This window comes from Bacillus velezensis, assembly GCF_001461825.1.
Classification (GTDB): domain Bacteria; phylum Bacillota; class Bacilli; order Bacillales; family Bacillaceae; genus Bacillus; species Bacillus velezensis.
This window is the reverse complement of the sequence record NZ_LLZC01000007.1, coordinates 39,765-52,171: the sequence shown is the minus strand read 5'-3', so window position 1 is coordinate 52,171 and position 12,407 is coordinate 39,765. Positions and strand designations below refer to the sequence as shown.

Genomic DNA, 12,407 nt, shown 5'->3' with positions numbered 1-12,407 from the left:
GAGGGGACGGCTTTGCAAAACACTGAAGATCTTCTTTACAAACTATTGGCAGGCCAGCTGAAATCTGTCGGATTTTTTACGGAAAACGAAACGCAGCCTGTCATGCAGGGGTTTTACGGCAGGTGGCTGGAAGAAAGCATCTCCATCTTGGTGCAAAAAGGCTTTTTGAAACAGTCAGGCAGTACGTATGTGTTAACGGGTCCGATAGAGCGTGCGGACGTTCTGTGGCAAGAATGGGATGAAAAGAAAGCTCCTTTACTCAAGGACAGCAGCAAACAGGCGATGATCACCTTAGTGGAGACCGCTCTCAGAGCTTTGCCGGATATTTTATCCGGCAGAGTTTCTGCCACTGATGTTCTGTTTCCTGATTCCTCAATGGAATTGGTGGAAGGAATCTATAAAAACAATGAAACGGCAGACTACTTTAATGAGGTGCTCGCTGACACATTGGCGGCTTTCATTGAAGAACGCCTGAAAGAAGACCCGAACGCGGAAATCCGGATATTAGAGATTGGAGCGGGGACGGGCGGGACGAGCGCGGCCGTTTTCAAAAGATTAAAAGAGTACAAACATCATGTGAAAGAATATTGCTACACCGATCTGTCAAAGGCCTTTTTCATGCATGCTGAAAAAGAATACGGTCCCGACAATCCGTATTTGACTTATAAGCGGTTTAATGTGGAAGAGCCCCCGGCTTTGCAGGGTATAGAGGCGGGCGCATATGACGCGGTAATTGCGGCAAATGTGCTTCACGCGACAAAAAATATTCGGCGGACGCTTCGCAATGCCAAAGCGGTGCTTAAAAAGAATGGGATTTTGCTATTAAATGAGATTAGCAGCCATTCGTTTTATTCTCATCTGACATTCGGTCTTTTGGAAGGCTGGTGGCTGTATGAAGACGCCAAACTGCGCATTCCCGGATGCCCGGGGCTGTATCCTGAAGCGTGGCAGTCTGAGCTGGAAAGCGAGGGATATCGGTACGTTACATTTATGGCGGAATCGTCACATCACCTCGGCCAGCAGATCGTGGCGGCAGAAAGCGACGGCGTCATCAGGCAAAAGCAGCCGGACGCGCAGGCGGTTGAAGAAACTGCGGCTTCCAAAGAGCCGGCTGATTTCACAGAACCGTCTTTCTCAGTCACAGACCGGACTGTGCAATTCATAAAAGAAACGTTAGCCAAGTCCATAAAGCTTGCTCCCGAGCGCATTCAGCCGGAAACCAGCTTTGAAAAATACGGCATCGACTCCATTTTGCAGGTGAATTTTATCCGCGAACTGGAAACATTGACGGGCGAGCTGCCGAAAACGGTCTTATTTGAACACACGAATACGAAAGAACTTGCCGAGTATTTGCTGGAAACTTACCCGGATAAGCTGCAACAGGCATTCGGAGCCGAACAAGCGCCTCCTGAAACGGAGCATCCGGAACCTGCAATGAATGAACCGGTGCCGCTTGTCACGGAAACGCGGCGATTTATCACTGAACAAAAAGAGCCAAAAGCGCCAAAGCCGGAAACAGAAACCGTCACCGTTAATCGTTCTGATCGTGACGACATTGCCATTATCGGCATCAGCGGCCGCTATCCCGAGTCTGAAACCCTCGATGAGCTGTGGGAGCATTTAAAAGCCGGAGACAGCTGTATTACGGAAGCTCCGGAAAACAGATGGAAATCCGGTCTTCTGAAAACAATGGCAAAAGAAACACGAAAAGAAGAACGCAAAACACGGTACGGCGGATTTCTGCAGCATATTGACGCTTTTGACCATCACTTGTTTGACATCCGGGAAGACCATGTGATGGAGATGACGCCTGAGCTCCGTCTAAGCTTAGAAACCGTATGGGAAACATTTGAAAACGGCGGTTACTCGTTAGAAAGAGTAAACGAATGGCAGGAATCAGACAGCGGCATCGGTGTATTTATGGGAAGTATGTACAATCAATATTTCTGGAATATCCCGTCGTTGGAAAAAGCTGCGCTCAGCTCTAACGGAGGGGATTGGCATATCGCCAACCGCATTTCCCACTTTTTCAATTTAACGGGCCCGAGCATGGGCGTTACGACCGCATGCTCCAGCTCACTGAGCGCCATTCATCTCGCCTGTGAAAGCCTGAAGCTTAACAGTTGTTCCATGGCGATTGCCGGAGGGGTCAATCTCACGCTTGAACCGTCTAAATATGATGCGCTCGAACGGGCGAATTTGCTTGAACAGGGAAGTGAAAGCAAAAGCTTCGGAACCGGCACGGGCCTGATGCCGGGAGAAGGAGTCGGGGCGGTGCTCTTGAAGCCGCTCTCCAAAGCGGTTGCCGACAAAGACCATATTTACGGGGTCATTAAAAGCAGCGCGTTGTGTCATAGCGGCGGAAGGCAGATGTACACGGCTCCGGATCCGAAACAGCAGGCGAAGCTCATGGCGGCTTCCATCGACAAGGCCGGAATCAATCCGGAAACAATCAGTTATGTTGAATCAGCGGCAAACGGCTCTGTATTGGGAGATCCGATTGAGGTCATTGCCCTGACAAATGCGTTCGCGCAATATACTGATAAAAAACGTTTTTGCGCGCTTGGATCCGTCAAGTCAAATCTCGGCCATTTAGAGGCGGCTTCCGGCATGTCCCAGCTCGCGAAAGTGCTGCTGCAAATGGAGCGGGAAACATTAGTTCCGACGATTAACGCAAAACCGCAAAATCCGAATATCGCGCTTGAACAAACGGCCTTTTACCTGCAGGAGAAAACCGAGTATTGGGAACGTCTGAAGGATGCCGAGACGGGAGACATCATACCGCGGAGAAGCATGATCAATTCCTTCGGGGCAGGCGGGGCATATGCAAATCTCATCGTAGAAGAATATATCAGCCCGAATTCCGATCAGAGCCGTCACGGAGATGAGGAATATATTTTCCCTGTGTCAGCGAAAACAAAATGGAGTTTTGAAGCCTATCTTGAGAGACTGGCGGCCTTTTTAGAAAAGACGCCAACTCTTCATCCGGCCGCCATCGCATCCGCGCTGCAAAAAAGAACGCATCATTCGGAGTATCGTGCGGCATTTACGGCTGCTTCCGTTCTGGAACTGCTGGAAAAGCTGGCCGCTTACCGCATGGATCAGCGGAATCTCAATTTCTCCGATTCTGATATTGGCCGGCGTGCGCGGCAATGGGAAAAAGGAGAGAATATCGCGTTTGATCAGTTGCGGCAGGAGCACGCCGTTCATCTGCCGGCCTACGCTTTTGACCACGGGACTTCTTTTCAATTCGGTGAATCAGAAAACGCTGCCGGCGTTCAGGCGGTATACAGTGATGTCGACCCATACGTGAAAGGGCATCAATTCAGCGGAGAACCGGTACTCGTCGGCGCTACATATAACAGTCTGGCAGTCGATCATTTTTGTGATCTTTTTCCTGAAGCGGAAGGAGGACAAATTAAAAAACTGAATTACGCGAGCCCCATTACCGTAAAAAAAGGCGATCGCATCGAGCTGAAAACAGAATCGAAACAAAATGGGGATGCATTTGAGCTGAGCATAATGCACCGCAGCCGCACGTCTCCTGATTGGAGCATAGCGGCGTATGCCGAGTGCAGCCCGTATCCGTTTCAAAAGCAGCACGCGGATCTGGCGGCCATTCAGCGCTCTTACCGGGAAGTGGGCCGGATAGATGAGTTATACGGAGACGGAACGGGAACTGTCGTGTGGGGAGAAGAATTTAAAACGATCACCCGCCTGTACAAAGGCTCTGATGCCGTTTTAGCGAAAGTGAACCTGAACAATAGCGACTCACAACAAGCGCATCATTATGCCGTAAATCCGTTAATCGCCAACAGTGCTTACTTGGCCTCGCTTTCTTTATTGGACCAAACGGAGGCGGAAAGCTATCTGCCGTTCGGCATTAATTCCGTCACCTTCAGCAGCCCGGAAGATCTTACCGATTGCTGGCTGCACATCAAGCTGGCCAAACAAACGGGGGAAATGATTCTGATTAACGCAGATGTCATCAGCAGCCGATCGGAAGTGGTGATGCGTTTTGAAGGCTATGCCCTGAAACGGTTCCGCCCGAAAACCGAACAGATGAATCAGCCGGCCCGAACGGCTGTTAAGAATGCGGGAGCACCGATTTCTTCCGGCAGTCTGACAGATGATATCCGCAGCTACGTCCTTGGCAAGCTCGCCAAGATGATGGATGAACCCGCGCCATCTCTCCCGTCTGACGCGAATATCATGGAATTGGGACTTGATTCAGCGAGCCTGATCGGGCTGACAAAAGAGATCGGCCAAGAGGCGGACATCGATGTGAATCCAACATTGTTTTTCGAGTATCCGACCGCGGAGGAGCTGACCCGCCACTTCGCGTCAGCATATAAGAGCAAGTTTTCTCAACTGCTTGCCGATCATAAGCATTCAGAAGAGGTCAGGGTCACGGAAGCAGAAGAGCGCACTTTACCGAAGAAACAGCATCCGCCTTGTGATAACGCCGATATCAAGCAAGGAATCGCGATTATCGGTATGTCAGCTCAGTTTCCGCAATCCCCGGATATCCAGTCTTTTTGGGAGCACATCGTAAACGGGGATCACTGTATTACCGAAATTCCGGCGGACCGCTGGGACTGGCGCCGTTACGCCGGTGATGAGAATGACACGAGTCTCAGATGGGGCGGTTTTATTGACGGTGTCGGCGAATTTGACCCGCTCTTTTTCGGAATTTCCCCTAAAGAGGCATCACAAATGGGGCCGGAGCAATTTCTGCTTTTGATGCATACATGGAAGGCAATGGAGGATGCGGGCCTGACAAATAAGGCGTTATCAAGCAGACCGACAGGCGTTTTCGTTGCCGCGGGCAACAGCGATCCGAACAATGGAACAGCCATCCCGTCCATCATTCCGAACAGAATATCATATGCCTTGAATTTACAAGGACCGAGTGAATATTACGAGGCTGCCTGCACGTCAACGCTGGTGGCATTGCACAGGGCGGTTCAATCAATCCGTCATAACGAATGTGAGCAGGCTGTCGTGGGGGCCGCCAATATTCTGCAATCGCCGAAGGGCTTTATCGGTTTTGACTCAATGGGATATTTAAGCAAAAACGGCCGGGCGAAATCGTTCCAAAAAGATGCCGATGGCTTTGTCAGAAGCGAAGGGGCGGGCGTGATCATCATCAAACCGCTTGAGGCGGCAATTGAAGACGGCGATCATATTCACATGGTCATTAAAGGAACAGGAGTGTCTCACGGCGGTAAAGGCATGTCGCTTCACGCACCGAATCCGGCGGGAATGAAGGCCGCGATGAAAAAAGCGTACGAAGACACCGATATTGATCCGCAAACCGTCACTTATATTGAAGCGCACGGCATTGCCTCCGAAATGGCAGATGCGCTGGAGTTTAATGCAATCAAAGCGGGTTACGGCGAGTCTGCAAATCAAGAGGAAAGCGCGCCTTGTTATATCAGCACCGTGAAACCTTGCATCGGGCACGGCGAACTCGCTTCCGGACTGGCCGCCCTTATAAAAGTAGTGATGGCCATGAAGCATCATACCATCCCGGGCATTCCCGGATTTTCAGCTGCAAATGAGCAAATGGCCATTCAGAAAAGCCGCTTCCGTTTCACCGAAGACAATCAGGAATGGACACAGCTCACCGACCATACGGGCAGACCGATTCCGCGCCGGGCCGCAATTAACAGCTATGGCTTCGGCGGCATGAATGCGCATGTCGTCTTGGAACAGTACAGCCCGAGCCATAAAGACAAAGAATCTGCGTGTGAACCGCAGCTTATCGTGCTTTCTGCTAAGAGCGAAGGACGTCTTAAGGCGGCCGCAGGTCAGCTGGCTGATTTTGTGCAAACTGGAGATACTCCGTCATTGCGGGATATTGCTTATACGCTTCAGACCGGCCGTGAGGCGATGAACTGCCGCCTGGCACTCGTTGCCCGCAATCAAGATGAATTGCTGGAAAAACTGAAAGAGTACAGAGCATTTTCCGAAGAAAGCAATGGAATGAAAAGCTTCTTTACAGGCAGTCAGCAGACTGGATCAGGAGATATCGGCGTTTTACTGGAAGGGACTCTCGGTACAGTCGTCACGGAGACGCTGTTGGCTGAAAACAATCTGGAAAAACTTGCATTTTGCTGGGTGAAAGGTGCGGATATACCGTGGGACAGACTCCACCAAGGCAAATCTGTTCAAAGAGTGCCGCTTCCGACATATCCTTTTGAAAACCATAAGTATTGGAACGGCGGTCAGTCAGAAGACATCAGCCTTGCACCGGTATCACAGAATCCTCAGATCCGCTGCGAGAGCGCGGCTGACATTGTGGCAGACATTTTGGGGATGGAGCCAGCGGAAATGGATCAAAATAAGCCGCTGACTGAATACGGCTTCGATTCAATCTCCTCTATTCAGCTGCTGAAAAAACTTGAGGGCGGAGACAGCCGCATCAGTCTGGAAGCCCTTCAGAAATGCAGCACTGTTCAGGAGATTAGCATGCTGTTAAAAACGAACCAATCGCAGGAGGCGGGCCGAAATTTTCCAGAACTCGTCAAGCTGAATGATAGAGAAAAAGGCCGTCCTGTTTTTTGGTTTCACGGCGGAACGGGAGGCGTTGAAGCATACCAGCCATTCGCCAAAAAGAGTCAGCGACCTTTTTACGGCATACAGGCAAGAGGTTTGACAGGGAAAGAGCCGCTGCAAGGAATCGAAGAGACGGCCGCTTCTTATATGAGAATCATCCAAGCGGTACAGCCGAAAGGGCCTTATGACCTCGGCGGATATTCCTTGGGCGGAATGCTTGCATATGAAACCGCGCGCCTCTTGCAGGAGGAAGGTCATACGGTAAAAAGCGCCGTCATGATCGACACCCCGTACAGTGAAAAATGGAAAGAAAGAAAACCATCTGTTAAGTCGGTCATGCTGCAAACGATCAATACGATGCTTACAGCATATCTTAAGCCTGAAAACCTTGAAGAGGCATTAATCAGCAGAGAAGACATTACCGTCCAGGCTGAGGAAGAAGAAGTATTGAAAGAATTGATCGGCCTTGCCAAAAAGCGCGGTCTGCCAAAATCCGAAGAAGCGATCCGGATGCAGCTGGAGCAAATGATGAAGACGCAGCTCGCTTACGGAATGGAAGAGTATGATATGAAGCCGCTGCCTCATCCGGAAGCGCTGCAATGCTACTACTTCCGTAATAAAAGCGGTTTGTTCCTCGGAGATCTTGAACGTTATCTGACAGCAGAGGAAGAACAAATCCCGTTAGACCATGATGCGTATTGGAAAGAATGGGAACGCCAGATGAAACAGTTTCACCTGCTGGACGTTCACTCTTCCAATCATGTCACAATGCTGTCGGAACCAAAGCCGCAAAACGCCATTAAGGCATTCTGCGAAAAACTGTACGCAAACAAAGGAACGATAAGCGCAAATTTCCTTAAATCTTTCAGAAAAAAGCTGGACGAAACAAATGAGCTGGTAAAACGGTAATAGAGAACGGCCGGAGCAATCCGGCCGCTTTTTTTATCTATATAAAACTAAATTCACTATGTACTAAATATTCACTAATGTATTGATTTCCGTTTATAAGACATTAAAAAAACCCCTGATAAACAGGGGGCGATATTAAAATCTGACAGGCAATGTTTCAAGCCCTCTCAAAAACACATTTTTTCTCCATGTTACATCCTCAGGTGCGCCTTTCAGCTCTATATTCGGAAACCGTTTTAAAAGCGCGGTAAAGGCAATGGATGCTTCCATCCGGGCGAGCGGAGCCCCGAGACAAAAATGAATGCCGAATCCAAAAGAGATATGACGGTTCGGTGTTCTCGCTATATTTAATGTATCAGAATCATCGAAATATTCCGGGTCCCGATTGGCTGAACCGATGCCGATAAATATCATATCGCCTTTTTTAATAGAAACATCTTTATAGGTGAAATCTTCAATCGCCCATCGATTCGCCATCATGATGACGGGAGAGGTATAACGCAAAAGTTCTTCGACCGCCGTCTGGATATTTTCCGGCTGCCGCTTTATCTTCTCCATCTGGTCTTTGTGCAGAAGAAGCGCCAGGGTGCCCGAGCCGAGAAGGTTAACCGTTGTTTCAAGCCCGGCAACGACTAACAAAAACAGCATGGAATACAGCTCTGATTCACTCAGCTTTTGGCCGTCCTCTTCAGCGTAAATAAGCTTGCTTGTCAGATCTTCAGCCGGATGTTTTCTTTTTTCTTCGATCAGTGTTTTCATATATTGTTTAAATTCTTTGAGAGCCTGGTTGGTCGCATCTTGTCCGCTTTCTGACGTGTCGACCATTGCGTTTGTCCACACTTGAAATTTGGCGCGGTCCTCTTTCGGAATCCCGAGCAGTTCGGAAATAACGATAAACGGAAGCGGTGCGGCGAAATCTCTCATGATATCAGGGTCTGCTTTTGTTTCCATTTCATCCAGCAGCTCTTCTGTGATCTGCTCTATCCCGGTGCGAAGCTGCTCAATCATCCGGGGAGTGAACCCCTGATGCACCAAAGATCGAAGACGTGAATGATCCGGAGGGTCTTTTGCCAGCATATGCTCTGAGACAAAATCGATATCTTCACTGACATTCAGCTTCGCGATCAGCTCCTTCGGCATGACCCGTTTTACATCTCTCGTAATTCTGCCGTCTTTTAAAAACGCCATACAATCATCATAACGCGTGATGAGCCAAGCCGGAAAGGTGCCTCCAAAACGCTGCAGTTCGAATTTATGTATGGGGTCCTGCTCTCTGAATCTGCTTAAAACCGCAAAAGGGTTTTCGTGAAACTCGGGTGAGTGTGGGTGAAACATTGTTTTTTCCATCTGGATTTCCCCGCCTTCATGTTTTTGAAAAGACATAACAAACAGCCGGTGCCTGCCGACCGGACGGCATTCCTCCTTTTATCTGCCGAAGACACTGATCACAACGGCTCATAAGTATGTCTAAAATATATAAGGAAACAGAAGCCGGTTCAATAGACAAATCGTAAAGCTGCCATTTTCGTTGATTATCAACAAAACAGCAAACTTTTTTTGCCATTTCATCATGTGTGTTAAATCCGGCTAATATACATATTTACGCTTCATATCAACTTCTTAAGGAGGATGTGAATGAATGCGTTTATGAAATGGGCGGCAAGTCTGCTTTTGGTGATCTCTCTTCAGTTCGGCCTTACGGGCGCCGGCATCCATTCGGACAGTGCTGCTCGTGCCGCATCCCGATACGATCAGGTGCTGTATTTCCCGCTGTCAAAATATCCGGAGACGGGAAATCATATAAAAGACGCCATTTCGGCAGGTCATTCTGAGATTTGTACAATTGATCGGGGCGGAGCGGAGAATAGAAGGAAAGAATCATTGAAAGGAATTCCGACAAAGCCCGGGTTTGACCGTGATGAATGGCCCCATGGCAGTCTGCACAGAAGGCGGGGCGGGGGCTGATATCAGATATGTAACCCCGTCGGATAACCGCGGGGCCGGTTCATGGGTTGGAAATCAAATGAGCGGATACTCCGACGGCACGAGAGTATTATTTATCGTTCAGTAGCTTCTCCGGTTCGCCGGAGTTTTTTATGCTCTGAAAAAGCGGCACGCCGGCTGGACATATGAAATGGCAAAGAGTAAACTTATATGTTGGAATCAGCATGAGAAAGGATTGGATCACATTGACAGTGACTACATACCGAAATATTGCACTTTTACTTCTTTGTTTAACAGCGGGAATTGTGGATGTGATCGGTTATTTAAGCCTGGGACATATCTTTACCGCCAATATGACGGGGAACATCGTTCTGTTCGGCCTGGCTATCGGCAACTCATGGCACCTTGCCGTACTCAAATCGTTAACCTCGTTAATCGGATTTATTGCCGGCGTTATTGCCGCGGCCCTGCTTGTGGGCAATAAAAAGAAATCATTCTGGCCCCCTGCGGTAACTGCCGCTTTAGCTATTGAAGGAGCTGTTTTGCTGCTGTTTGCTTTGTTCTCTTGCTTTTTTGCAGACGCAATTTCTGTTTATGTGCTGATTATGCTGCTCAGCTTCGCAATGGGAATGCAGACGACAGCCGCGAGAAAACTTGGTGTAGCGGGGATTTCCACGACCGTATTAACGGGAACGCTCGCTAATTTTTTTGAAGATCTCACCGCAAGGTTTTACAAAGCGGACAAGCGGAAGCAGTTTACGAGAGATGCTGTTTTGCGCGCGCTTGCCTTGGTTCTGTATTGCTTTGGGGCGGTCATCGGCGCTTTTGCCGAACCGGATTATAAGTTTGCCGTGATCTGGCTTCCGATTATCATTATTTTAGGCATTATGCTTTGCGCATTCACGATGTTCCACGGATATTCTGAAGAAAAAAACCAATAAAAAAACGCCGCTGGTTCAGGGCGTTTTTTCTTTTTATTGCTCTTTCCGGGTCCCGATTGTATACACGGCCCGATCTGTATGTACCTTTAATCCGTCTTGCTCCTTTTGGATGGTAATATCGCCGAGCAGAGGGATTTCATACGCATCTTGAGGAAGCGGGACATTTCCTTCCTCCGTATAGGTTGTGCCGTGCCCTTTTAAGACGAGCTCTTCGTCCGCTACATAGTCATCGGGATGGTTTGTCCGGCGGACGAGAACATCATCAAGGTGAAGCATGATCTGGTCCATATCAGAAATCTCGTTTCGGCTGTCTGTCAGCTCTCCTTTTCTGATATCAAGCGTTTGTCCGATCTGTTTTTGCAGCCATTCAGACAATTCGGTGTTTGTAAGTGCCATTGTGATTCCTCCTTTTATCTACACCATACTTATTCCCTATTTTTTTAGAAATACACTGCCTTGATTGATCTTTTTTTCTGACAGCCGGTTCTGAAGCATTCCGAGTTCCTTCATTATAAATGTTTCATCTGTTCACCTGAAAAACGGAGTCATCTGCAGGTTTAGACGACCCCGTTCTCATGATAAAAAGATTACTCTTTCGGCACGGCGTTTTCAGCGTTTACTGCGCCCGCTCCGTAAATGTTCGGATCTTCATTTGTCCATTGATCCGGACTTTGTTTGATCAGTGTTTTCACTTCGTCAGGCGAAAGCTGCGGGTTCTGCTGAAGGATTAAGGCGGCAATGCCAGCACAGATCGGAGTGGCCATGGACGTGCCCGACAGACTGAAATACAAGGAGCCTACACGGTTTGATTTCTGTAATTTGTCAAGATATGAACGCGGAGAACGGAGAGATACGATATCGACCCCGGGTGCAAGAATGTCAGGCTTCTCTTTTCCGTACACCGTCGGGCCGCGGCTTGAGAATGAAGCGACCGTATCGTCCTCATTGCCGGCCGTATTATTGTCATCATAGGCGCCTACCGTGATGACCTTCTCGCTGACACCGGGGCTTGAAATCGTTTGAGCTTCCGGACCGGAGTTGCCCGCGGCGACGCAGACGACGATTCCTTCATTCCATGCCTCTTCAACGGCCTTGACGAGCGGATCGTCCGTTTCTTTATCATATTTGAGCGCATCTCCGCCCAGTGACATGCTGATGATTCTGATCGGATTCTTTGTGTGTTCTTTATTATATTGTATGCACCATTCCACACCTTCAATGATATCAGCCAAGGTTCCTGATCCTGATTTGTTTAAAACTTTGACTCCGATCAGATCGGCTTCCGGCGCCGGCCCCTGATATTTACCGGAAGATGAAGCGCCGCTGCTTGCAATATCACCGGCGCAATGGGTGCCGTGCCCGTTGTCGTCATACGGTTCTGTCTTTTGGTTGACGAAGTCCGCAAATCCGATAACTCTGCCTTCTAAATCGGGATGCTGATAGATTCCGGTATCAATAACGGCGACGGTTACGCCTTTTCCTGTTAATACGGTGCCGTTACGGGTCACTTCTTTTGCATGAGACGATTCAGCTGCCGTATCAAGGAGCGCTTTTACTTCACGGTTTAAATAGATTTTACGGATATCCCGGCATTGCGAAAGAAGCATGTGAAGGGCGGACGGAGTGACTTCGGCGCTGCAGCAATTGATTGTTTGAAACTGCTTTTTTATGGTGCAGCGTTTTTCTTTTGATAAGACCTGTCCTGTGCTGTGAAAACCGGATTCATGACAGCCCTCTTCAAATTCAATGATGACTGACATTTTCTTTCTGTTTTTTACCTTTTTTTCGAAAAACTTGTGCAAAAAGCAAGGTGTCCATTTGAAAGGTTTATATAACTGTAATACGTTTTCTCTGAGCGGCCAGTCCAGCTTATGAGCATTTGACCGCACCATTTGTACCATTGAGTAACCAAACATATATACTTTTCCTCCCATTCTGGCGATTCTCTCTATACCATATGAACAGGCCGTATGTTCGGTCAGTTTGTTTGTCCTTCAGGAGAGCTGGTTACTTGCGGCTTTTTCAGGAGAAGAAATCGAGTTGAAACGGAAC

Annotated in this window: 5 protein-coding genes and 1 pseudogene; 3 read left to right on the top strand and 3 right to left on the bottom strand. The window is 48.6% G+C overall.

The genetic code is table 11. The features are described 5' to 3' along the window. The first annotated feature begins 12 nt into the window (after positions 1–12). Entirely contained in the window at positions 13–7,470 is a 7,458-nt protein-coding gene (locus AR442_RS03410; RefSeq protein WP_014417824.1) for a beta-ketoacyl synthase N-terminal-like domain-containing protein, read from the top strand. A gap of 135 nt (positions 7,471–7,605) precedes the next feature. Here the strand turns inward: AR442_RS03410 and AR442_RS03405 are convergent, their stop codons facing one another. Beyond that, on the bottom strand, positions 7,606–8,817 hold the full coding sequence (locus tag AR442_RS03405; protein WP_014417825.1) for a cytochrome P450 family protein: 1,212 nt from the start codon (positions 8,815–8,817) through the stop codon (positions 7,606–7,608). A 288-nt stretch (positions 8,818–9,105) separates the two neighbouring features. Here AR442_RS03405 and AR442_RS03400 point away from each other — a divergent pair. Both AR442_RS03400 and AR442_RS03395 read left to right on the top strand, forming a co-directional pair. Next, positions 9,106–9,541 (top strand): annotated as a pseudogene (locus tag AR442_RS03400) (NucA/NucB deoxyribonuclease domain-containing protein). 58 nt (positions 9,542–9,599) lie between these two features. Then, entirely contained in the window at positions 9,600–10,355 is a 756-nt protein-coding gene (locus AR442_RS03395) for a YoaK family protein (RefSeq protein WP_003154084.1), read from the top strand. 33 nt (positions 10,356–10,388) lie between these two features. On the opposite strand, the gene ymzB is transcribed toward AR442_RS03395, so the two are convergent. Both ymzB and AR442_RS03385 read right to left on the bottom strand, forming a co-directional pair. Further along, the gene (gene ymzB / locus AR442_RS03390) at positions 10,389–10,751 is read right to left on the bottom strand and encodes a protein YmzB (RefSeq protein WP_007410383.1); all 363 of its coding nucleotides are present in this window, start codon (positions 10,749–10,751) and stop codon (positions 10,389–10,391) included. Positions 10,752–10,942: 191 nt separating this feature from the next. After that, positions 10,943–12,271: a serine protease AprX gene (locus tag AR442_RS03385; RefSeq protein ID WP_053284975.1), complete on the bottom strand. Its 1,329-nt coding sequence runs from the start codon at positions 12,269–12,271 to the stop codon at positions 10,943–10,945. Positions 12,272–12,407: the final 136 nt, after the last annotated feature.

Coding starts and splice junctions, on each gene's coding strand:
- ymzB (WP_007410383.1), bottom strand. CDS start 10,751: ATGGCACTTACAAACACCGAATTGTCTGAATGGCTGCAAAAACAGATC.
- AR442_RS03385 (WP_053284975.1), bottom strand. CDS start 12,271: ATGTTTGGTTACTCAATGGTACAAATGGTGCGGTCAAATGCTCATAAG.
- AR442_RS03395 (WP_003154084.1), top strand. CDS start 9,600: ATGAAATGGCAAAGAGTAAACTTATATGTTGGAATCAGCATGAGAAAG.
- AR442_RS03405 (WP_014417825.1), bottom strand. CDS start 8,817: ATGGAAAAAACAATGTTTCACCCACACTCACCCGAGTTTCACGAAAAC.